This window comes from Nitrincola schmidtii, from assembly GCF_008973715.1.
GTDB classification, from domain to species: domain Bacteria; phylum Pseudomonadota; class Gammaproteobacteria; order Pseudomonadales; family Balneatricaceae; genus Nitrincola; species Nitrincola schmidtii.
Map to the genome: position 1 here is coordinate 199,503 of NZ_WBOL01000004.1, position 23,011 is coordinate 222,513.

Below are 23,011 nucleotides of genomic sequence, written 5' to 3' on the forward strand. Positions count from 1 at the left end.
ATGAATATTAAAATTTCCAATGGACGTATAATTGACCCTGCAACTGGGCTAGATCAGGTGACCGACCTCTATGTTCGTGCTGGTGAGATTTATGCTATCGGTGACCTAGCTGACGATTTTCATTACGACGAAGTCATTGATGCAACAGGGCTAATTGTCTGTCCCGGCTTGATAGATCTATGTGCGCATCTACGTGAACCGGGTGAAACGCACAAAGGCAGTATTGCAAGTGAAACCGCTGCTGCAGCTGCTGGCGGGATCACCTCGCTAATTACACCACCGACGACTCGCCCTATCGTTGACACACCGGCTGTCGCTGAGCTGATTCAGGATAGAGCAGCGGATGCTGGCTTTGCCCGTGTGATGCCGATGTGTGCGCTCACTCAAGGACTGCAAGGCGAACAATTAGCACCATTACATGCCCTGGCCGGTTCTGGCTGTATCGCATTTACCAATGCTCGCTTACCTATAAAAAGCACTTTGAACCTGCTGCGCTGTCTTGAATATGCAGCAACCTTTGATCTGTTAGTCGTTTTTCAAGCGCAAGATCACAGCCTCAGTAGCAATGGCTGCATGCATGAAGGCGCCAACTCAACACGCATGGGATTAAGTGGCATTCCAGAAGCGGCTGAAACGATTGAGGTTTCTCGCTGCTTACTGCTTGTTGAACAAACCGGTGTTAGAGCTCACTTCGGCCAGCTCAGTTGTGAACGCTCGGTGCAGTTAATCACTGCCGCCCAACAGCGTGGCTTAAAGGTTACCGCAGACGTTGCTGCGCATCATTTAATTTTAAGTGATGAGCAGGTCAATGAATTTGACTCTTCACTGCACCTGCAACCGCCTTTGCGCAGTGCATTAGATCGTGCAGGTTTAATTCAAGGGTTACTTTCAGGGAGCGTAACGGCGATCTGTTCTGATCATCAACCTCAAGATCTAATCTCAAAGCAAGCACCTTTTGCCGAAACAGCTGCCGGATTGAGCGGATTAGAAACCCTGTTACCTCTGAGCTTAAGCTTAGTGGAGCGAAAGTTAATTGAACTACCACAAGTGATTGAGAAACTCACTCTAGGACCAGCAAAAATATTGGGATTAGATTCAGGAAGTTTACAGATCGGTAAGCCTGCAGATATCTGTATTTTTGATCCTAACGAACAGTGGACTGTGAATAAAAATAGTTTACGTTCTGCCGGTAAAAACACGCCTTTCAATGGTAAAACATTAAAAGGTCGTGTTTTTACTACACTACTCGGCGGGCGAGTGGTGTTTCGTCGAGGCTAGTAGGCCTAGTCAATCACATACTCTTGACGTCTGCCACACCACTCAAGTTCATGTTGTCATCCTCTTCCTGAAGAGTAAATGACGGCATGGACTCATCTTTTTGTGGTGTTTTAGATTTACCAGAGGTTTCCGCATTCAGCTTGATCATTAAGCGCAAATCATTAGACGAATCTGCATGACTTATAGCAACATCGTAGCTAATGACACCCTCTTTATAGAGCTGGAAGAGTGACTGATCAAAAGTCTGCATACCTAAATTGGTGGATTTCTTAATCACGTCCTTGATTTCATGCACAGCCGCCTTACGGATCATATCCTGAATTAATGGCGTATTAATCAGCACTTCTATCGCAGCACGGCGCCCTTGACCATCAACCGTGGGCAACAGCTGCTGCGCAACAATAGCCTTGAGATTCAAAGACATGTCCATCCAAACCTGATTATGATGATCTGGACCAAAGAAGGAAATAATTCGATCTAATGCTTGGTTGGCATTATTTGCGTGAAGGGTCGCCATACATAAGTGACCGGTTTCAGCAAAGCTCAACCCATACTTCATGGTTTCTGCATCGCGTATCTCACCCATCAGAATGACATCAGGAGCTTGACGCAGCGTATTCTTCAACGCGATTTCATACGATTCGGTATCCAAACCTACTTCACGTTGAGTGATGATACTTTTCTTGTGATGGTGAATATATTCAATGGGATCTTCAATGGTAATAATGTGTCCAGCATGATGGCTGTTTCGATAATCAATCATGGAAGCCAATGACGTAGACTTACCCGTAGAAGTACCGCCCACGAAAAGTATCAAACCTCGCTTCGTCATGGACAGATCTTTCAAAACCGGTGGTAAATTCAACTCTTCTAGGGTAGGAATGTAAGTATTGATGCGTCGCATCACCATTCCAGGGGTGTTACGTTGCACGAAGGCGCTGACACGAAAACGACCGATACCTGGAGCACTGATAGCAAAATTACACTCATGAGTACCCTCAAACTCAGATAGTTGCTTGTCGTTCATGGTGCTATACACAAGCTTTCTAGCTTGCTCGGGCTTCAATGCTTCCTTGGTTAGTGGTTTGATGGTTCCGTCAACCTTGATCGCAGGAGCAGCACCAGCTGTGACAAATAAATCTGACGCCCCACGATCCGACATCACTTTAAGTAGTTGTGTAAAGTCCATAATCTGGTCCTTTATTTAAGCCATCAGAAGGATGACGGAGTTTTAGCCTTCTCACGTGCTGCATCACGAGAGATTAACCCTTTTGATACGAGTTCACTAAGAGATTGGTCCAGTGTTTTCATACCGAAGGAAGCGCCCGTTTGAATCGCTGAATACATCTGTGCAACTTTATCTTCACGAATCAAATTTCGAACGGCAGGTGTACCGATCATAATTTCATAGGCTGCTACACGCCCACCTTTGATTTTTTTCATCAGTGTCTGTGAGATAACACCCTGCAACGACTCCGACAACATGGAGCGAACCATATCTTTTTCCGCAGCAGGGAAAACGTCGATAATACGGTCAATGGTTTTTGCCGCCGAGGTAGTATGCAGGGTACCAAAAACTAAGTGACCTGTTTCAGCAGCCGTTAGTGCCAATCGAATGGTTTCAAGGTCACGCATCTCGCCGACTAGGATAATATCAGGGTCTTCACGAAGCGCTGAACGCAGTGCGTTGGCAAAACTATGCGTATCTCGATGCACTTCACGCTGGTTAACCAAACATTTTTTACTTTCGTGAACAAACTCGATAGGGTCTTCAATGGTCAGAATATGCTCTGATCGCGTATCGTTAATATAGTCGACCATCGCTGCTAAGGTGGTACTCTTACCTGAGCCCGTAGGGCCTGTGACTAAGACTAAACCACGCGCTTTTTCAGATAGATCCTGAAACACCTTACCCATTCCGAGATCATCTAGCGTAAACACCTTACTTGGAACGGTACGAAAAACAGCAGCGGCACCTCGATGCTGATTAAACGCGTTCACACGAAAACGAGAAAGCTTGGGTACTTCGAAAGAGAAGTCTGCCTCAAGGTTTTCTTCGTATTCTTTGCGCTGACGGTCGTTCATGATGTCATAGACAAGCGTGTGAACTTGTTTATGGTCTAATGCGGGTAATTTGATGCGACGCACGTCACCATCAACACGTATCATGGGAGGCATACCGGACGTTAGGTGCAAGTCCGAAGCGCCCTGTTGAACAGCAAAGGACAAAAGTTCTGTAATATCCATAGAATTAATGCTCGCAGCTTCTTCCAATCAGAGGTTTGATTATCGCAGAATACTCTGATCACTGAATAAACAACAACCAGAATCTATCATATGTCTATCATAGCAGAGAAAATCGAACAGGTAGTGCGTCAAATCAAACAGTTTTGCGAAGATTCACAACGTAAACCTGATGATGTCACCCTATTAGCCGTCAGTAAAACACGAAGTACCGATGAAATCAGGGAAGCTTTTCATCAAGGTCTGCATTGCTTTGGCGAAAACTATGTGCAGGAAGCAGTTGGGAAAATAGTCGAATTAAGTGATTTGCCGATTGAATGGCACTTTATAGGCCCCTTGCAATCAAACAAGACGCGTCAAGTTGCTGAATCATTCGCATGGGTGCACAGTGTTGATCGACTGAAAATTGCCCAGCGTTTGTCTGAGCAACGCCCAAGTAACCTGCCAGCACTGAATGTTTGCCTTCAGGTTAATATCGATGATGAACAAAGCAAATCAGGCTGTCATCCAGATGAGGCGCTCGCACTTGCTCGCCAAATCGCTGAACTGCCTCACCTTAGATTACGAGGTTTAATGGCGATACCGGCTCCAACTGATGATGCTGCTAAGCAACATCGAGCTTTTAAGGCGGTTGCAGAACTTTCTGAACAACTAAAACGTGCTGGTTTGCCTCTCGACACCTTGTCGATGGGTATGTCTTCTGACTTAGAGGCAGCTATTGCAGAAGGCAGTACCCTAGTTCGTGTGGGCACGGCTCTTTTTGGAGCGCGTCCAGCAAAATCAGTAGAATGAGATTAATTCACTGGGTTAAAAGGTTCATTCACCGCATGAAAATCTCTATACTGCTTATAAATATTTTTAGTATCGCTGCATCAAGTTAAAGGGTAGATCATGGATCCGCTATTACTGATTATCAGAACCATTGGCGAAATGTTCGCTTTCATTGCGATTTTGCGTTTTTTACTGCAAACCATGAAGGTGGATTATTACAATCCTATCTCACAAGCCGTGGTCAAAATCACCCAACCACCGCTGATGCCTTTACAGCGATCACTTCCTAGAATCGCCGGTGTTGATGTATCTCCACTCGTTTTAGCGTTTCTAGTTAAGCTTGGCACCCTGTTTCTTCTGGTATCCATTACCGGCAGCGCCATAGGCTTTGGCCCTATCGCCGTATTCTCGTTAGTCGGTGTTTTAGACACCTTACTCACCATCGTATTCTGGGCGACTATCGGTTCAGTCATTATTAGCTGGGTCGCACCGAATTCACCGCACCCTGCTCCTCAGTTGCTGGTTCAACTGGTGGAGCCTCTGTTTGCACTGGTACGCAGAGTCATCCCCCCCATCGGCGGGCTTGATCTGTCGCCTATTGCGATCTTCTTGGTGATTCAAATCATTCAATCTCAACTGCCTCGCTTGATGTGACCTGAAACTCGATTGTTTATTGTTTCGATTTTCAGCGTGATCAACAGAGGGTAAAAAAGGTGAAGGATTTTCCAGAAGATTCAGTCGGTTTAGTCACCCCGCAAAGTATACATTTTGACCAGCCACTGACACTTGCCAGTGGCCGCGTCATTTCTCAATATGAACTGGTGATTGAAACCTATGGCGAACTTAATTCCGATGCCAGTAATGCTATTTTAATTTGTCACGCGCTGTCCGGACATCATCACGCGGCAGGTTTTCATGAAGGTGATCGTAAACCTGGCTGGTGGGATTCAGCCATTGGCCCCGGCAAAGCGATTGATACTCGGCGTTTTTTTGTTGTTTCCTTGAACAATCTGGGAGGTTGCCATGGTAGTAGCGGCCCTAACTCAGTTAATCCAGAAACAGGCGAGCCCTATGGACCTGATTTCCCCATTGTCACGGTGGCTGACTGGGTAAAGAGTCAAGCTCGTCTTGCTGATCACCTTGGTATTCAGCAATGGGCCGCAGTTGTTGGCGGTAGTTTAGGTGGCATGCAAGCGCTACAGTGGTCTATCGACTTCCCCGATCGCCTTCGCCATTGCGTTATCATTGCCGCAGCACCCAAGCTCAGCACGCAAAACATCGCCTTTAATGAAGTGGCTCGACAAGCGATCACCAAAGACCCGCAATTCCATGATGGTCGCTACTATGCCAATGATGTGGTCCCCAAAACGGGATTAATGTTGGCGCGAATGGTTGGGCATATTACCTACCTATCTGAAGACGGTATGCGTGAGAAATTTGGACGCGAGCTTCGATCAGGTAAATTGAGTTTTGATTTCAACCCACAATTTGAGATTGAAACCTATCTTCAATACCAAGGTGAGCGCTTTTCTACCGCTTTTGATGCCAACACCTATTTATTGATGACCAAAGCATTGGATTACTTCGACCCAGCAGCTGACTACGATAATAACTTGGCTACCGCACTCAGGGACGTTCAATGTGAGTATTTTGTTGCCTCCTTTACTACAGATTGGCGCTTCTCTCCCGAACGCTCACGCGAAATTGTAGATGCACTTATCGAAGCAGGAAAAAAAGTAACGTATACCGAAATTCAAGCGGCTCATGGTCACGATGCGTTTCTGATTCCTATTCCTCGTTACATGGAGGTGTTTGGAGCTTATATGAATCGTATCGCCAACTCTCTGGAGAATAATCATGCGCGCTGATTTAGAAATCATTCGTGACTGGATCCGTCCGGGCGCTCGCGTCATCGATCTCGGTTGTGGCGAAGGTGAACTACTGGAATATCTCGTCAAAGAAAAACAGGTTCAGGGCTACGGCATCGAAATAAACCCAGACAACATTACCGCCTGTATTGAAAAGGGCGTTAACGTTATCGAGAAAGACATTGATGAAGGCTTATGCGGTATCCGTAACAATAGCTTTGATACGGTTGTCATGAGTCATGCGCTGCAAACCATGCATCGACCCGATCAAATTGTTGAAGAGATGCTGCGCATCGGTAAAGAATGCATTGTGACCTTCCCTAACTTTGCCCATTGGCGCGCAAGGTTTTACTTAGCCTTTCGTGGACGTATGCCGGTGTCTAAATTCCTGTCTTATACTTGGTATAACACGCCAAACATCCACTTTTTTACCTTCAAAGATTTTGAGGAACTCTGTGTCGAACGTAACATCTACATAGTGGATCGCACGGTTGTAGACAATGAGCATAAACACCGCTGGTGGATTCGTTTGTGGCCTAATATGCTCGGAGAGATCGCTATTTACCGTATAACACGTTGATAGCCTCTAACCCTTGGAGATACATCATGTTTAAGCATTTAAAAACAAAAACCTACGTAGCTAGCGCAATAGCTCTAGCATTATCGTTAGGCATCATTAGCTCGGCTCAAGCCGAACAGATGTTCAGTGATGAGCGTTATGAAATCCACTATAACGCGTTTAATTCAACCCTGATTCCGGCAGAAGTTGCCTCTCGTCATGGTCTAACACGCAGTGGCAATCGCGGTCTGATCAATATTGCGGTATTGGAAAAGCAGGAGGATGGCTCAACCCAGCCAGTGAGTGCTGAGGTCAGTGGTGATACACGCAACATCGTTCAACAGCGCCAAAATTTGATCTTTAATGAGGTAGAAGAAGCGAACGCCATCTATTCGATTAGTAGCTTTCAATTCACCAACGAAGACCTGTTGACGATTACCTTAAGTGTCAAACCAGAAAGCTCTGAGCAAACCTATACGATTGAACTGCAACAAACTTTTTACGTGGATTAAGGTGTGAACAAACAGTTTGTATTAGCGAGCAGCAATGCCGGAAAGCTTCGTGAGTTTAGTGAGATGTTGGCGAAGCAAGGCATTGATCTGCTTCCTCAATCAGCATTCTCGGTTTCAGATGCCGACGAAACCGGCCTAACCTTTGTCGAAAATGCGATCTTAAAGGCTCGTCATGCTAGTCAAGCCACAGGACTACCCGCCCTGGCAGATGATTCTGGGCTCGAGGTTGATGCACTGAATGGCGCGCCCGGTATTTACTCAGCACGTTATTCTGGCGAAGGCGCTAACGATGCCAAAAACATTGATAAGCTGTTGGATGCACTGAAAGAGGTTCCAGAAGCTCAACGAACTGGCCGCTACCAGTGTGTCTTGGTCTATATGCGCCATTCCTTAGATCCTACACCACTGATCTGTCAGGCCAGCTGGGAAGGTGTGGTTTTGACAGAGCGACGAGGTGAAGGTGGCTTTGGGTATGACCCGATTTTTTATATTCCTGAACTGAATAGCGCTGTGGCAGAGCTTAGCGCTGAGACTAAGCATCAATACGGTCATCGCGGAAAAGCGATGCGAGCATTTTTCGAACAACTCCCCCACTATCTGCCGGCATGACAGTGCCGGCAACCCTTTCGTTATATGTACACATCCCTTGGTGCATTCGCAAATGTCCTTATTGTGACTTTAATTCACATGCACAACGTGATGAGTCTTTACCTGAAAACGAGTACATTGACGCATTAATCAGAGATTTAACCTTTGAGATGAATCGCATAAATTCACCTCGAGGACTACACTCCATCTTTATCGGTGGCGGCACCCCTAGTTTGTTTTCTGCCGCAGCGATCCACCGTTTGCTGCAGCAAATTGATCAACAGATGCCTATCTCATCCTCCACAGAGATCACCCTAGAAGCAAATCCGGGAACCTTTGAGCAGCAGAAGTTCGCAGGTTTTCGCGCTGCTGGCGTCAATAGACTGTCATTAGGGATACAGAGTTTTCACGACACGCAACTTAAAGCCTTAGGTCGCGTTCATAACGCTGAAAATGCCATTCAGGCAGCGACCAGTGCCATCAAACTCTTTGATCGCGTCAATTTAGATCTGATGCACGGTTTACCAGAACAACAAACACAACAAGCCCTAAAGGATCTTCAACAAGCAATCGATCTGGGTCCTGAGCATCTTTCTTGGTATCAACTGACGCTGGAACCCAATACCGAATTCCATGCACGCCCGCCTCTGCTACCGGTCGATGAAGCACTCTGGGAGATTCAAGAACAAGGGCAGGAATTACTCAGTTTGGCAGGGTTTCAGCAATATGAAATTTCCGCTTACGCTCGACAGGGTGCAGTAAGTCAGCACAATATGAATTATTGGACCTTCGGAGATTATATCGGCATTGGTGCCGGTGCTCATGGCAAAGTATCACATCGGGATTCAGGCAGACTCAGAATAGAGCGTCACCAAAAACAGCGACAGCCCAAAGGCTATTTGCAAGCACTTAATCCGACTCAACAGCGTGAATGGGTTGATGAGGATGAGTTAGCCTTTGAGTTTATGCTCAATGCTTTACGCCTTTATCACGGTGTTCCCGCGGGTTTATTTTCTGAAAGAACCGGCCTATCACTGGATAGGATTCACAAACCTTTGGCACTCGCCCGAGCTAAAGGCTTGTTAGTCGATAATCCAGACCGATTAGAGCCGACCCCACAGGGAAGACTGTTTCTGAATGATCTTTTAGAGCTGTTTTTATAATCGTTTTACCAACAATTATGCTTGCGAAAATGCTTCAACCACAGCCGCTAGCTGATCAAGACTGGTGACTTCGGCATCAGCAGTTTCAACACCGCTAGGCCACTCAACTTTCCAAATATTGACCCATATGGTCTTCATCTTTAAGTCGGCTGCCGCCTTGATATCATTGATTGGATGATCTCCGACATGCACCACTTCTTCCGCTTTCAGCTGGTGTAGCGCTAAGGCTTTCTCGAACATCAGCGGGTGAGGTTTAGCCTGGCCGACATCATCAGCATTAAACTGGAAGTCAAAAAGATCCGCCAAACCTGTCCGCTTGACTTCCGCATTACCGTTACTTAGTGCACCGATTATCAAACCCTTTCCTTTTAAGGCTTCAAGCATGGTGCGCGCATGAGCAAACAATTCCACCTCATGGCGCGCTTCAATAAAGGCCGCAAACGCATGATTCGCATGAACTTCTGCCTCTTGCTCACTATAGCCAACCGACTTTAAGCATTCTTGCAACAGACGAACGCGCACCAACGTCATGCTATAAGCAATCTCAGGATGCTTTTCGATCAGCTTAGCGCGTAATGCTGAGCCCTCGTTAAGATCAGTTAATGCAAACTCCGCCGTCACTGCTGGCGTATTGGCATGCAACCACTCCCACAGGGTGCGATTGGCATGCTGAATCACAGGATCAACAGCCCAGAGTGTATCGTCTAAATCGAAAGTAACGGCTTTAATCACGCGATTTTCTCCTCGCACGTGGGTGTGATTGTTCATAGACCTGCATTAAATGCTGAAAATCCAAATGGGTATAAATTTGTGTCGTACTGATATCGCTATGTCCCAGTAACTCTTGAACCGCCCGCAGATCTTGACTGGATTCTAACAGGTGACTGGCAAAACTATGGCGCAGACGGTGAGGATATACACGTCCCTGAGTGCCTAAATACTCGCCCCAGTGTGCCAAGCGCTGCTCTACTGAACGCGTCGTTAGGGGACGGCCACGCTGGCCTAAAAAGACTTCGGGAAGATGATACTTATTCCACAATTCTCGTACGACAAGCCATTGTTTCAGCGCATTTAATGCGGGCAGGCCTATCGGAAGCACTCGCACTTTTTGCCCCTTACCGATGACGCGCAAGGATGCATCCCCGAGATCCATCATCTGGATCCGTAAAGAAACCAATTCAGAGACACGCAAACCCGATGAATAGATCAACTCCATCATGGCGAAGTCCCTGAGTGTAATGGGTTCATCATTAGGCGGGGTTAAGAGCTGACTGACTTGGTCCGGATCGAGTGTAGCAGGCAATCGGCGACCCGATTTAGGCGCTTGAACCGCTAGCGCTGGATTTTTATCGATCCAACCTTCCCTATTTAAAAAGTGATAAAAGGTGCGTGTCGCGGAGAGTAAACGATGTAAGCTACGACCCGATAAGCCATTACCATGCAACATGGCAATGGCCTGACGTAGCCGCTTTTCGTTTAAACTCATCCAGCCAGCAAATTGTAATTCCTGTAACTGTTCAGCCAGTTTTTGCAGATCACGCCGATAGTGCTGCAAGGTATGCGGGGAGAGTTGCCGCTCTGAGTGCAGGTGACGTAAAAACGCGTCAACCCATGAGGACTCGTCAGGCAGATCCGACATACTAGCGACGCGGAGACTCTAAAATATGCATGACAATTCGGCTAAGCACTTCACCTACATAGCTCAAAAACAACGTTCCTTGGCTACTCTGGAAGTAATCAGGATCAAAACTACCTATCGCCAGCAAACCTAAGGTTTCCCCTTTAACGAGCGGGACGACTGCCGCAGACTGAATACGAGTCGCATTCTCTTGGAACAGAAAACGGTTCATGGGTTCAGATAACTGTCCGCAACTGGGCATACTGGTTTCAACTAAAGGCTGCACCAAACTACAGTCAGAACGGCTTAAGATACGAAGACTGTTCACATCAAAAGGCGCATCACTGAATAGAATAAGGCGCGCGTCATCACCATAGAAGTCCTGACACAAGCTTTCTTCGATCGCGATTGCCACATCATCGAGTGTTTGTGCTTCTAGCAGTGACAGCACCATGCGTTTGGTTTTTTCAAACTGGATATCGTTATGTCGAGCGATTTCAATCAGCTCGGCAAGATGGCCATGAAGTTTTTGATTTCGCTCTCTTAATAACGAGGTTTGACGCTCAACCAAAGAAACCGTCGTACCTCGCTGATGAGGAACATAGAGCTTCTCTAACAAACCAACATGTGCATCAAAAAAGTCAGGGTGTGCCGCTAGGTATTCTGCGACCTGTTCAGCCGTCACACCTGCAGATGCCGCCTCATCCGTTTCCACTGCCTGCTGTATCATAGATAAATCTGCCCTTCATACACGGTTGTGGCGGGCCCTGTCATTAAGACAGAGTGGCCATCACCTTTCCAACTAATTTGTAGTTCGCCACCGGGTAATTCAACCGTCACGTCTTCATTTAGTAATCCACGCAAACGACCTGCAACCACCGCAGCACAGGCTCCTGTTCCACAGGCACGAGTCTCTCCTGCGCCACGCTCAAAGACCCGCAACTTGATATGGTTAGGAGAGACAATTTGCATAAATCCCACATTGACGCGCTGAGGAAAACGAGGATGTTTTTCAATAACACGTCCCAGTTGTTTAACCGGCGCTTGAGAAATATCGTCAACCACTAAGACACAGTGAGGGTTACCCATCGAAACGGCTGACACGTCATAGGTTTTACCTTCGACGTCTAAATCATAACGACTCGCTTGTTGTTCAGCAGCAAATGGAATCTCATTAGGTTGTAAAATCGGTGCGCCCATATCTACCTGGACGGAACGATCGGCTTGCACCTTGAGCAGAGCACTGCCTTTAGCGGTTTCGACCTGAATCTCTTGCTTCACTGTTAAGCGTCTTTCACGCACAAATCGGGCAAAGCAGCGCGCTCCATTGCCACAGTGCTCGACTTCAGAGCCGTCAGCATTGTAGATACGGTATCGGAAATCCATATCGGGACGGCTAGGCGGCTCTACCAGTAACAGTTGATCGAAGCCAACACCCGTGTGACGATCCGCTAAACGCTTAACAACCTCTGGAGTCAAGCGGACACGCTGAGCTACGGCGTCGATCACCATAAAATCGTTACCCAACCCATGCATTTTACTAAAGCGTACTAACATGACTGCTTCCTCAGAGATCGCTTGGCAGCAGTTGTTCGCCTTTTAACAGATCATCGATCTGTTCACGTTCGCGAACCACAAAGATTTGGTCATCATCGACCATGAGTTCAACCGGCTTCGGACGCGTATTGTAATTAGATGCCATGACAAACCCATAGGCACCCGCTGAGCAAACCGCTAACAGATCATTGGCTTCGATTTTTAGCGCTCTGTCCTTACCTAAGAAGTCACCCGTTTCACAGACAGGGCCGACCAGATCCCAAGTTTGAGTCGCCACCTCTTCTTTGATTTGCAGCGGAATGATTTCTTGATAAGCGCTATAGAGTGATGGACGGATCAAGTCATTCATCGCCGCATCAATAATGGCAAAGTTTTTCTCACCGGTTCTTTTTAAGAATTCAACTCGCGTGAGTAATACACCCGCATTGGCAACAATCGAACGTCCTGGCTCAAAAATCAGCTTCAGAGGGCGCGAACCTATGTGCGTTAACATCGCTTTGACAAAGGCATCCGGCGTTGGCGGAGTTTCATCGGTATAACACACGCCCAATCCACCGCCAACATCAAGGTGATGAATGACAATACCTTGCTCAGCTAAACGATCCGTCAGGGCTAACAAACGATCCAAGGCATCTAGAAAGGGGCTGATTTCAGTGAGCTGGCTGCCAATATGACAATCCATGCCCACCACCTGAATGCCGGGTAAAGAGGCAGCACGCAGATAAACCGCTTCTGCGTGATCAATATCGATACCAAACTTATTCTCTTTTAATCCGGTTGAAATATAGGGATGCGTTCCGGCATCAACATCGGGATTGACACGAAAAGAGACACGCGCCACTTTACCCAACTCTAGCGCAACCGCATTCACACGATCTAGCTCAGCATCTGATTCGATATTGAAACAAAAAATACCGACTTCCAACGCGCGACTTATCTCAGCGGCTTGCTTACCGACACCCGAAAAGACCACTTTGGCAGGGTCGCCACCGGCCCTTAAAACGCGCTCTAACTCACCTAAAGAAACGATATCAAAGCCAGCACCTAAGCGTGCTAATAAATTGAGCAAACCAATATTTGAATTTGCTTTGACAGCATAACAGACCAGCGCATCACGCCCCTGTAATGCGTTCGCATAGGCCATATAGGCTTGTTCTATGGCTTCACGAGAATAGACGTAAGCCGGTGTGCCATATTGTTCGGCCACTTGGGTCAGCGATACCTCTTCACAAAAAAGCTCGCCGTTGCGGTACTCAAAACTATCCATTGGTTCTCTCATCTGCCCTGTATCAAAGTTAATGTTAGGCGTTGTAGGTGATTCAGTCGGTCTGATTTTCAGTAGTATCGGGCAAGTACAAAGGCCCTTTTTGACCGCAGCCACTTAAGAGTAACAGGCTGGCAAATAACACAGACCAAAACAGTTTCATACCTAACCACCTTTAGGGCTAATAGTGTCTTAAATGGGGGATTATAACCTGATGTCGTGGGCGATGGGCAGGGGCAGATGCAAACCCAGCAAGAATCAGTTCAAGCTAGGCGTTTTAGAAAGCGTTGCACTTTGTTGAGACAGTCGATTAAGAAATAGATCACTGGCAAGATAGTCCCACTCTTGCTGCCGCGTAAGCGCCATGCCAGTGGACGACGCTCCGGTTAGACCCGGATGACACATGATCAAACCACCATCAGGCAAGTGATCTATCCAGCCATGAAGAAAAGCTGAAAAATCAGCGTCAGCCTTTAATGAGTATAACCCCGCAAAATAGCGACTGACGGGGAGGTTTGCTTTTTTTGCCTGCACTGAAAAACCGCAGCCCATCACTCGCAATGCAACGGCTTTAGTCAAAGAGTCATGACCCGAAAAAGCGGGTTTGACGCCCCTTAACCATAGAGTTTCGTTAGGATAGCGCTGTTTGAGGGTCGCCAACAAAACAGAGCGAATACCGGGAAAAATATGCACATGCTGATGACCATCGACATACTCTGGCCGATAACCAAACTGGTCTTCGAAATCATCTAATTGTCGGTTGATTTCATCTCGAACCCAATTAAGGTCCAGCTTTCCAGTTAAAGAGTTGAGCATTAACTGGCCTAGAGGTTGAGCCGAATCAGATTCGGTTAAATTAAAGTGCAAACCGATCGCTGCATGATTTTTGAACTTTTGTAAGTTTTGCGCTTGTTCCTTCCAATCCGCAAAGCAGGTCATACAGCTCACCGCCGAGAGACGCTGACGCTCCAGCAAAGCTAGGATTCCTTCACTGACCGGCGTTGAAAGCCCAAAATCATCTGCACACATGACAATCGATTTAGACGCTAGTGTTTTTTCGCAGCCTACAGATTTCATGCCGCAAACGCCCAAAAACGGCTAAACAGGTAAGTCAAAACAGCCACCACACCCAGCACAATAAACAAGGCGATGTCATAACGTAAGGGGGTGAATAGCAGTAACAGCGCATAAAGCGATTCATTAATCGCAAAACTACCCAAAGCTACTGTCGCAAACTTAGGTAAGGTACGACTGTGCTTCAGTTGTTCAGCCTTGAAGGTGAGTTTACGGTGACCAAAATAGCTGACATTAAAAGCGACCAAAAAGCCAAACACATTAGCCACTAAAGGAGCCAATCCCAAGGGCACCAGTAATCTGACGACCAACCAGTGCACCATTAAGGCCGTCACCCCGACCAGAGCAAAGCGTGAAACCTGTGCCATCATTGATCAACAGAACCTGATTCTGGTTGTTCAATGTTAATGACACGATCAGAACTGACTTTAGTTGGGTGATGATCGGAAATCAGGTAGACGGGGCGAGCTTTTACCTCCGAGAAGATACGCGCCACATATTCACCCAGCACACCCACCGATAAGAGTTGTACGCCACCCAAAAATCCGATGCCAGCCACCAGAGTTGGCCAACCGGGAACATCGACTCCCCAAAACAATGTCCGCAACACGATGATAATGGCATAGGCGATCGCCAGCATGGAGATTCCCGCACCAATAAACATCCACATACGCAACGGCGTACTACTGAAAGCCGTAATTCCCGTCAGCGCCAGCGATGATAAACGACGAATACCAAAGGAGGTTTCACCACTGTGGCGAGGATTGACCTGAAAAGGAATACCGATACTGCGAAAACCGACCCAGGCAAATAGACCTTTCATCATCCGTTTGCGTTCGGGCAAGGCTCTCAGTGCTTTAACCACTTTAGCGTCCATCATGCGGAAATCACCCGCATCGGCTTGAATCTCCACATCGGCGCTTTGACTTAACATATGGTAAAAATAGCGCGTTAATCGACGCTTGATCGGATGCTCATCTGATCGATCTGAGCGTATGCCATACACCATGTCATAGCCTTCTAACCAGTGCTGATAAAACTCTCCGAGCATCTCAATCGGATGCTGCAGATCCGAGTCCATCAAAATCACTAAATCTGTATCCGCATGATCTAGGCCTGCGCTCATCGCGGCTTCTTTACCAAAGTTTCGCGACAGACGGATAAGGGAAACCGGATACTGCTTACCTAAGTCAATTGCGACTGCGGAGGTTGCATCGCGACTGCCATCATCAACCACCAGTATTTCAAAGCGAGATGAAAGCTTGGGCAGATATTCGCAAAGTTTGGGGATGATCACCTTGAGATTATCTGCTTCATTATAGGCAGGTAAAATGCAGGTAATACTGGGCGTATCGCCTAAGTTTCTGGGCGATAACGTTGGATCTGATTCCGATGTATGCTGTGTTATTTTATCGGGCATGCTTCATTCCAGTTTCAAGTCCTTCAGACTACAGGGCATAATGGTAAACTATATCTTTACGTTTCGCACCGGATAGCCCACAAATCCTATGATAAGTCGCTTAATTTACACCTGTTTACTGCATTTCTTGCTACCGATCATTCTGCTACGCCTGTGGTGGCGAGGCTTTAAAGCACCTCATTATCGAGATCGCTGGCTAGAGCGCTTGGGCTTCTTAACTCCTGTGGAAAAAACGCCTGACGCTCCGCTATGGATTCATGCTGTCTCGGTTGGCGAGGTACAAGCTGTCTCTACCTTGGTGCAAAACCAACTCGCTCGACATCCTAATATTCCCATCATCATCACCACCATGACACCGACGGGTGCTGATCGTGTGCAGCTTTTATTTGGCAAGCGCGTAACACACCGATACTGCCCCTATGACCTTCCATGGGCACTCAAGCGATTTATTCGCACCATCAAACCCCGTGCTTGTTTAATCGTTGAAACAGAGTTGTGGCCCAACTTTTTAGACCAATGCCAGCGCGCAAATATACCTATTTTATTGGCAAATGCGCGATTATCTGAGCGTTCCGCTCGGGGATATGCTCGCTTTCCTCACTTAACCAAAGCAATGCTTGATCAGATTACCCATCTTGCGGCTCAGGGTGAAGCCGATGCGGAACGCTTTAAAGTACTGGGAATGTCTCCAGAGCGACTTAGCATGACTGGAAGCATTAAGTTTGATGTACCGATACAGACAGTCTGGCTTGAACAAGCGGAGAGGCTTAAACAGGCTTGGGGACCTAGAAGACCTGTCCTTTTGGCTGCCAGCACTCATGCTGATGAAGAAGCTCAACTGCTAAACAGCTTTCCTCTACTGCTCAGCCAGCAGACCGATGCACTGCTGATTTTAGTCCCTCGGCATCCAGAGCGCTTTGATGAAGTGGCGCAACTTTGCTTCGCCAGTGGTTTAGACTATCAATGCCGAAGCGCACACCAACCTATCTCAGAGGAGATACAAGTTTACCTTGCCGACACTATGGGAGAACTAATGATCTTTTGTGCGGCGGCTGATGTGGTATTTGTTGGTGGTTCGCTCATTGAACGCGGAGGGCACAACCCTTTAGAACCTGCTTTACTCGGAAAGCCCGTGCTTTGTGGTCAACATACCTTTAATTTTGCCAGCATCACCGATGGACTGTTACAGGCAGGCGCGTTGGTTCAAACCAGCCAAGCTGAACAAGTGATGCGTCAAGCGGCAGACTGGTTTGCAAAACATGAAGAACGCTTGAAAGCAGGCGATGCCGCTAAAGCCTATGTTGCAAAACACGCTGGAGCCTTAGATCGATTAACCGCTCAACTGGAAAAGCTGCTTTGAGTTTTTCACCATCGTCACTCAGGACAAACTGAACGAGGGGGGATAATCGCCCAGTTCAATCTTAGAGGCTCTGCATTCTTGGTAACGGGCCATTCGAGTGCTAGCTCGCCCTGTGCCGAAATTTCACCCAGATTTGCAAGCTGTTCAGGCAAATCAGTATTTTGCCACACCAGCATCACACCCGACTGATCGATGCGTGGCTGATCCACCCAAGGGCTGTAGTCCATTCGACCCTCAATTAGCACCGAAGGACGTGTTGAGGCACGTAAAGACACTAAACCACCTAACCAGTATTCACCCGCTACCAGATCCAATGGACAGTTCGTTTCGAGTTGCCAATTTTTTTCTAGTTCTGAGGCTATCGCTTTATCCGGCCAACCGATGCGTGACGGTTTATCTTTAAGATAAGGCAGTAGGCTCATGTCGACTAAACGAAGCAAAATCAACACCATCACCATCATCACACTGCCACGCAGCAAACGTCGTTGCGGCTGTTGCGCAAGCGGTGTGATAAGCCATGACACGATCAGTAATCCAGACAAGTTCCACATGGGTGTTCCCCACATATCTCGCAAACCCGTCCCAGTGGCTCCCGCCACTATCGCTGTTAATAACGCAGGGCCCAGACCTATCGCAAACAAAAACCAGCGCGTTTTCGCTTCAGCTTGATCCGAGGACCAAAGCGGACGACTGAAAAAGCCAGTTACGGCTAAAAGAATCAGCAAGGGGAAATGATCCAGCAACTGTACCGTCAAGAATTTTAGTGGGCCAAAAAGATGCGCTTGCAAGGCAGAAGGTGCCTCACCCGCTCGTTGCTGTGCGTATTGAAAAGGCAAGAAGTCATGCTGAAACAGCCAGATCAGATGGGGCATAAACACCAGCAACATCACCAACACACCAGACCATACTGGCCATCGGATCAGTTGACGACGACCTTCGGCTTGGGTCAGCAGATGCAGGAAGATCGCTGTTAATAGAACGATCATCACATATTTGGTCAGCAATCCTAATCCAGCACAAAAACCAACCAGTATCCAGTCTCTATAACGACCTGAGTGCAGTGCTTGATAGTAATAAAAGACCGCTGCAGCCCAAATGGGCATCTGAGCAATGTTGTGGTTATATTCTGGACTGGGCCACGTAAAATAATAGACCCCTAACAACAACAAAGTCCCTAAGGCTGCTTTCTCCACGCCGAGCAAGCGCAACCCCAAACGCCATACGTAAACATAGGTGATCAATAAACTCAGTTGGCTGAGAACAAAAGGCCCCAGATCACCCAAACCCAGCCACAAAAGATTGATCAACCAAGACGGTAAAGGAGGGTGCTTATAATAACCCCATTGCCACTCTTTGCCCCAAAACAGCCCTTCAACCACATCAAGCGGCAAACTGTAGACTGACAACCAAGGCAGCAGTGTCCAGAGCAACGCGTTAAGAACTAAAATCAGCCAAACATAACGGGTCGTATCACTTGAAAAAGCAGCGTATGAAGTCATTTAGTCTTGATTAAATTGCATATTATAAAGACGAGCATAGCTGCCACCCTGTGCTAACAACTCAGCGTGACTACCCTGCTCCACCACAACGCCCTGCTCCATCACCAAGATACGATCCGCTCGCTCAATGGTCGATAAACGATGCGCAATCACCAACGTAGAACGATCTTTGATCACATGCTCTAATGCTGTTTGAATAAAACGCTCTGACTCAGTATCCAGTGCTGAGGTCGCTTCATCTAAGATCAACAGCGGTGCATCTTTCAAAATAGCACGCGCAATTGCGATTCGCTGTCGCTGCCCACCTGACAGCAACAAACCATTTTCACCGATCAGGGTGTTTAGCCCATCTGGCAGACGCTCTGCAAACTCAGTCACCATTGCCGCATCGGCAGCAGCACGAATGGCTTCTTCAGATGCTCCTGATAAGGCTCCGTAAGCAATATTTTCAGCAATGGTTCCTTCAAACAGCACAACATGCTGATTTACCAAGGCAATCTGATTACGAAGGCTTTCCAGCGTATAGTCAGATAAAGGACGATCATCTAACAGAATTTCTCCCTGTTGCACGTCATAAAAGCGCGGCAATAGACCTGCTAAAGTCGACTTACCACTACCCGACCGACCTACGAGGGCAACAGTTTCACCAGGCTCGATGAAAAAGCTTACATTTTTAAGTGCCTGAGATTCACTTTTTGGATAAGTAAACGATACATCACGAAACTCAACACGCCCTTTTGCATCCGTTAGAATGACCGAACCACTGTTTTTTTCAGGAATTTCATCAAAAAGCTGGAAGAAACTTTCCGCAGCAGCAATACCTTTTTGTACTGTACTGTTAATTTCTGTTAACTGACGTATTGGCTTGGCCATTAAGGAAGCAGCTGAAATAAAGGCAATAAATTGGCCAGTAGACATCGAAGCAACGAGTGCAGGGGACATTGCGATAAAGGTCAACAATGCCACGACTGCAGCCACCAGCATTTGAATAATCGGCGTCGTTACTGACTGGGTGACAACCATTTTCATAAATTGGCGACGATTACGTTCAGAAGCTTTATTAAAGCGAGCACGCTCAGACTCAGCACCGCCAAATACTCTGACGACTTGATAACCTTTAATGGCTTCTGATGCTGAAGCAGAGATATCACCAACGGAATCTTGAATCCCATGACTGAGTCGACGTAATCGTTTTGACGCCAATGCCACGACACCACCAACTAAGGGAGCCACTGCAACAAAAAGGAGAGTTAACTTCCAGTTCAAGAAAAGCATATATCCAAACAATCCTAAGACCGTTAAGCCTTCGCGAACCGCTGTTTTGAGTGCATCGGTGGCAGCACCGGTGACCTGCTCAACATTGTAGGTTAGCTTTGATAACAACTCTGAAGAGGTATGCTGTTGATAAAACGAACAAGGAAGCACTAATAGATGATCAAACATTTGACAGCGAAGGCGACTGACCACCGCTCTAGCCACATAAGAAAAGCCATAGTTCCCTAATAGAGTACCTATGCCTCGCACAAAAAAGATCAATAAAATAGCTAAGGCTAACCAAAATCGCTGATCAAGATTACCGCTTTCAACCGCGTCAATAAAACTCTCTAACCACTTAGCTGCGGCGGTTTGAGATCCAGCATAGAGAGCAAATCCAGCAAAAGCGACAATGAACATAGGCCAGTGGCCACGTACATAACTCAGCAAACGCAGATAAACATCCCAACCTGTTTGAGGTTGCGTGACAACACCGTTTTGAGGGGTTTTCGTCATAGAACTCTCTTAACAATGACTCAGACAAAAGCAGTAGTATAACTGCACAGGAGTCAGATAACAGGTTAGAATGGTATAAATATTGTTTTGTATCAGTGAAAAAGTGACGTGACAGAACGGCTAATGACCTCAGAAATACTCAAAAAACCGTCTCTTTGGCCCATTAGCCTGTGGGTCAACATTCTGCGCTTGCTTGCTCGCTTACCCTATAATTTACAAATGCATATCGGGGCCTTCTTTGGCTGGGTGCTTTACCACTTAGCTCGAGACAGACGCCATGTCACTGAAGTCAATATTCGCTTATGCTTCCCTGAACTTTCACCTGAAGCACAACGCAAACGTGTTCGCACTGTCTTCCATCACAATGGCATCGGCATTATGGAAGCCGCCATGGCATGGTGGGCACCGATAAGTTGGTTTCAAGACAAAGTGAGCTTGAGGGGTAAAGAGCACTTAGATAAAGCGCTTGCTCAAGGCAAGGGCGTAATTATGTTGGGCGCTCATTTTTCAACGCTAGATTTGGGTGGACTGCTTTTTTCATATCACTACAAACTCAACACCCTCTATCGACCTAATAACAATCCCTACCTTGACCAAGTCATATGTAACGGTCGATCGCGCTTTACGCATAACATTGACCGATCCGACTTCCGAAGCGTCATTCGAAAACTCAAGTCCAATGAAATCATCTGGTATGCACCTGATCAAGACTTTGGCATGAAACAGTCTGTATTTGTGCCTTTTTTCGGTGTGCCTGCAGCGACACTGACAGCGACGACGCGCCTTACCAAACTGAATGGCTCTCCTGTGCTCATGCTGGCACAGCATCGGTTAGCTGATGGACGTTATGAGCTAGAGCTATATCCCATCATTGAACCTTTTCCAACAGGCGATGAAATAGACGATGCAACGCGCATCAATGAAGAGATTGAGCGGGCAATTCGTAAAGACCCTGAGCAGTATATGTGGGTGCATCGTCGATTTAAGAGTCATCCTAAAGGGAAGAATTATCTTTATAACCAAGCTAAGAGCATTATTAAATGAAAATATTGCAAATTTGTGGCGCTCAAAAAGCAGGCGGAGCTGAAGCTCATTTCCTACGATTTTGCATAGAACTCAATAAGCATGAAGATATGGATGTCGTCGCCATAGTTCGCAAAGACTCATGGCTTGAAGAACAGCTTAACAAAGAAGATATCAAAGTTTATGCGCTTGGCTTTCGATCCAGCTTCGACCTTATTACTAGCTTAAAGATTTTAAAAATCTCATTAAAAGAAAAATCAGATATTATTCAATGCTGGATGAATCGAGCCGCTACTTTAACACCGAAAAGAGCACGAGGTTTCAAAATTGGGCGCCTAGGTGGCTATTATTCACTGAAGAACTACAAATCTATGGATTGGTTGGTCGGAGCAACTAACGACATTTGTAATCATATTACACAAAACGGATGGCACTCGGACAAGCTTTCTTGTATTCCTAACTTTGTTAATCTGCCCAGCCCCGAAGAGCAAAAAGCATCAGATAACTTAAAGAATGAGCTAGGATTAAATGATAAAACTGTACTTTTTACTCCTGCTAGACTTCATAGCGTTAAAGGCCTTGATACGGCTATCAAGGCACTTAAATTATTACCTGATCAATTTTGTTACCTTATTGTGGGAAACGGTCCAGAAGAAGACACTCTCAAGAAGCTCGCAAATCATTTAGGTGTTCAAGATAGAGTTATTTTTGCCGGATGGCAAAACGACATCACTCCCTTTTGCTACATAAGTGATATTTTCCTTGTTCCTTCTCGCCATGAACCCTTTGGCAGTGTATTACTAGAAGCTTGGTCTCATAAAAAACCTCTTGTTACATCAGACTCACAAGGAGCGCTAGCCATTACCGAAGATAATAAAACTTCATTAATGTTTAACAAAGACAATCATTATTCTTTAGCAGAAAAAGTATCTATTTTACAAAGCAATGCTAGCTTGAAGTCGCTAATTGTTGAAAATGGATATAATGAACTTATCAGCAAATATGTTGCTAGTTCGGTATTAAATACATACACATCTCTCTATAAAAAAAGCATTTGAGTCTATTAACATGAAAAAACTTCCCATCAGCGTTATTTTTATTACTAAAAATGAAGCTGATCGAATCGAAAAGGCAATCGATAGCGTAGCTGACTGGGTAGATGAAATCATTGTGGTTGACTCTGGAAGCAATGATGACACTGTTCAAAAAGCTGAAAGGCTTGAAGCTAAAACATTCTTTAACGAATGGCCCGGCTATGGACAACAAAAGCGCTTTGCAGAAGAGAAAACCTCACATGACTGGATATTGAATTTAGAGTAAGTGCCAATAAATCAGCACTCTACCCCTAGCTGTACTGAGTCACTTTTTTCGAAGTCTTCTCTAGCGGTGCATTCCATGGCAAGAGTTGTTCAAGTTTCTCTAGCGTATCGGCTTCTGCGATGT

The 23,011-nt window shown here is 46.5% G+C and carries 25 protein-coding genes; 12 read left to right on the top strand and 13 right to left on the bottom strand.

Translation table 11 applies throughout. The features are described 5' to 3' along the window. A complete protein-coding gene (locus F7R24_RS05450) occupies window positions 1-1,278 on the top strand; it encodes a dihydroorotase (RefSeq protein WP_151670240.1) in 1,278 nt (425 codons plus the stop codon). A 13-nt stretch (window positions 1,279-1,291) separates the two neighbouring features. On the opposite strand, the gene F7R24_RS05455 is transcribed toward F7R24_RS05450, so the two are convergent. Continuing rightward, window positions 1,292-2,467 (bottom strand): PilT/PilU family type 4a pilus ATPase, encoded by a 1,176-nt coding sequence (locus F7R24_RS05455; protein ID WP_151670241.1) that lies wholly within the window; start codon window positions 2,465-2,467, stop codon window positions 1,292-1,294. A gap of 23 nt (window positions 2,468-2,490) precedes the next feature. Continuing rightward, entirely contained in the window at window positions 2,491-3,525 is a 1,035-nt protein-coding gene (locus tag F7R24_RS05460; protein WP_151670242.1) for a type IV pilus twitching motility protein PilT, read from the bottom strand. A gap of 90 nt (window positions 3,526-3,615) precedes the next feature. On the opposite strand from F7R24_RS05460, the gene F7R24_RS05465 reads away from it, so the two are divergent. The 7 genes from F7R24_RS05465 to hemW all read left to right on the top strand — a co-directional run bounded on the left by F7R24_RS05465 (window position 3,616) and on the right by hemW (window position 8,983). Beyond that, window positions 3,616-4,314, top strand: a complete 699-nt coding sequence (locus F7R24_RS05465) for a YggS family pyridoxal phosphate-dependent enzyme (RefSeq protein ID WP_151670243.1) — start codon at window positions 3,616-3,618, stop codon at window positions 4,312-4,314. Window positions 4,315-4,413: 99 nt separating this feature from the next. Continuing rightward, window positions 4,414-4,947, top strand: coding sequence for a YggT family protein (locus F7R24_RS05470; protein ID WP_151670244.1), 534 nt, complete (start codon window positions 4,414-4,416; stop codon window positions 4,945-4,947). Window positions 4,948-5,006: 59 nt separating this feature from the next. Continuing rightward, window positions 5,007-6,161: a homoserine O-succinyltransferase MetX gene (metX, locus tag F7R24_RS05475; protein WP_151670245.1), complete on the top strand. Its 1,155-nt coding sequence runs from the start codon at window positions 5,007-5,009 to the stop codon at window positions 6,159-6,161. Further along, complete coding sequence (gene metW, locus F7R24_RS05480; RefSeq protein ID WP_151670246.1) at window positions 6,151-6,741, top strand: methionine biosynthesis protein MetW; 591 nt, start codon at window positions 6,151-6,153, stop codon at window positions 6,739-6,741. The genes metX and metW overlap by 11 nt, the downstream gene beginning before the upstream one ends. 26 nt (window positions 6,742-6,767) lie before the next feature. Next, window positions 6,768-7,232 carry a DUF4426 domain-containing protein gene (locus F7R24_RS05485; protein WP_151670247.1) on the top strand — a complete coding sequence of 155 codons (465 nt, stop codon included), beginning with the start codon at window positions 6,768-6,770 and terminating at the stop codon, window positions 7,230-7,232. A 3-nt stretch (window positions 7,233-7,235) separates the two neighbouring features. Continuing rightward, window positions 7,236-7,841, top strand: coding sequence for an RdgB/HAM1 family non-canonical purine NTP pyrophosphatase (rdgB, locus tag F7R24_RS05490; RefSeq protein ID WP_151670248.1), 606 nt, complete (start codon window positions 7,236-7,238; stop codon window positions 7,839-7,841). Beyond that, window positions 7,838-8,983, top strand: coding sequence for a radical SAM family heme chaperone HemW (hemW, locus tag F7R24_RS05495; RefSeq protein WP_151670249.1), 1,146 nt, complete (start codon window positions 7,838-7,840; stop codon window positions 8,981-8,983). Before rdgB ends, hemW begins: the two co-directional genes overlap by 4 nt. Window positions 8,984-8,998: 15 nt before the next feature. On the opposite strand, the gene F7R24_RS05500 is transcribed toward hemW, so the two are convergent. The 9 genes from F7R24_RS05500 to F7R24_RS05540 form a co-directional block, all read right to left on the bottom strand. Then, on the bottom strand, window positions 8,999-9,715 hold the full coding sequence (locus F7R24_RS05500; RefSeq protein ID WP_151670250.1) for an HAD family hydrolase: 717 nt from the start codon (window positions 9,713-9,715) through the stop codon (window positions 8,999-9,001). After that, the gene (gene xerC / locus F7R24_RS05505) at window positions 9,708-10,622 is read right to left on the bottom strand and encodes a tyrosine recombinase XerC (protein WP_151670251.1); all 915 of its coding nucleotides are present in this window, start codon (window positions 10,620-10,622) and stop codon (window positions 9,708-9,710) included. Before xerC ends, F7R24_RS05500 begins: the two co-directional genes overlap by 8 nt. Window position 10,623: 1 nt before the next feature. Beyond that, window positions 10,624-11,331 carry a DUF484 family protein gene (locus F7R24_RS05510; protein WP_151670252.1) on the bottom strand — a complete coding sequence of 236 codons (708 nt, stop codon included), beginning with the start codon at window positions 11,329-11,331 and terminating at the stop codon, window positions 10,624-10,626. Beyond that, complete coding sequence (gene dapF / locus F7R24_RS05515) at window positions 11,328-12,158, bottom strand: diaminopimelate epimerase (protein WP_151670253.1); 831 nt, start codon at window positions 12,156-12,158, stop codon at window positions 11,328-11,330. The genes F7R24_RS05510 and dapF overlap by 4 nt, the downstream gene beginning before the upstream one ends. A 10-nt stretch (window positions 12,159-12,168) precedes the next feature. Next, window positions 12,169-13,425, bottom strand: coding sequence for a diaminopimelate decarboxylase (gene lysA / locus F7R24_RS05520; RefSeq protein WP_151670254.1), 1,257 nt, complete (start codon window positions 13,423-13,425; stop codon window positions 12,169-12,171). Between the two features lie 52 nt (window positions 13,426-13,477). After that, the gene (gene lptM / locus F7R24_RS05525; protein WP_151670255.1) at window positions 13,478-13,585 is read right to left on the bottom strand and encodes an LPS translocon maturation chaperone LptM; all 108 of its coding nucleotides are present in this window, start codon (window positions 13,583-13,585) and stop codon (window positions 13,478-13,480) included. A 95-nt stretch (window positions 13,586-13,680) separates the two neighbouring features. Then, window positions 13,681-14,499, bottom strand: a complete 819-nt coding sequence (locus F7R24_RS05530; protein WP_151670256.1) for a ChbG/HpnK family deacetylase — start codon at window positions 14,497-14,499, stop codon at window positions 13,681-13,683. Next, entirely contained in the window at window positions 14,496-14,867 is a 372-nt protein-coding gene (locus F7R24_RS05535) for a GtrA family protein (RefSeq protein ID WP_151670257.1), read from the bottom strand. The genes F7R24_RS05530 and F7R24_RS05535 overlap by 4 nt, the downstream gene beginning before the upstream one ends. Continuing rightward, window positions 14,864-15,916, bottom strand: a complete 1,053-nt coding sequence (locus F7R24_RS05540; RefSeq protein ID WP_151670258.1) for a glycosyltransferase family 2 protein — start codon at window positions 15,914-15,916, stop codon at window positions 14,864-14,866. Before F7R24_RS05540 ends, F7R24_RS05535 begins: the two co-directional genes overlap by 4 nt. 88 nt (window positions 15,917-16,004) lie before the next feature. Here F7R24_RS05540 and waaA point away from each other — a divergent pair, with 88 nt between their 5' ends. Beyond that, window positions 16,005-17,276 carry a lipid IV(A) 3-deoxy-D-manno-octulosonic acid transferase gene (gene waaA, locus F7R24_RS05545; protein WP_240775997.1) on the top strand — a complete coding sequence of 424 codons (1,272 nt, stop codon included), beginning with the start codon at window positions 16,005-16,007 and terminating at the stop codon, window positions 17,274-17,276. Between the two features lie 14 nt (window positions 17,277-17,290). On the opposite strand, the gene F7R24_RS05550 is transcribed toward waaA, so the two are convergent. Next, entirely contained in the window at window positions 17,291-18,775 is a 1,485-nt protein-coding gene (locus F7R24_RS05550; RefSeq protein WP_151670259.1) for a glycosyltransferase family 39 protein, read from the bottom strand. Beyond that, a complete protein-coding gene (gene msbA / locus F7R24_RS05555) occupies window positions 18,776-20,545 on the bottom strand; it encodes a lipid A export permease/ATP-binding protein MsbA (RefSeq protein ID WP_151670260.1) in 1,770 nt (589 codons plus the stop codon). A 123-nt stretch (window positions 20,546-20,668) separates the two neighbouring features. On the opposite strand from msbA, the gene F7R24_RS05560 reads away from it, so the two are divergent. From F7R24_RS05560 to F7R24_RS05570, 3 genes are read left to right on the top strand one after another with little or no spacing between them, the layout of a single operon-like run. Beyond that, on the top strand, window positions 20,669-21,589 hold the full coding sequence (locus F7R24_RS05560; protein WP_151670261.1) for a lysophospholipid acyltransferase family protein: 921 nt from the start codon (window positions 20,669-20,671) through the stop codon (window positions 21,587-21,589). Next, window positions 21,586-22,626, top strand: coding sequence for a glycosyltransferase (locus F7R24_RS05565; protein WP_151670262.1), 1,041 nt, complete (start codon window positions 21,586-21,588; stop codon window positions 22,624-22,626). Before F7R24_RS05560 ends, F7R24_RS05565 begins: the two co-directional genes overlap by 4 nt. Window positions 22,627-22,636: 10 nt before the next feature. Next, on the top strand, window positions 22,637-22,888 hold the full coding sequence (locus F7R24_RS05570) for a glycosyltransferase (RefSeq protein WP_151670263.1): 252 nt from the start codon (window positions 22,637-22,639) through the stop codon (window positions 22,886-22,888). The last annotated feature ends 123 nt before the right edge of the window (window positions 22,889-23,011 follow it).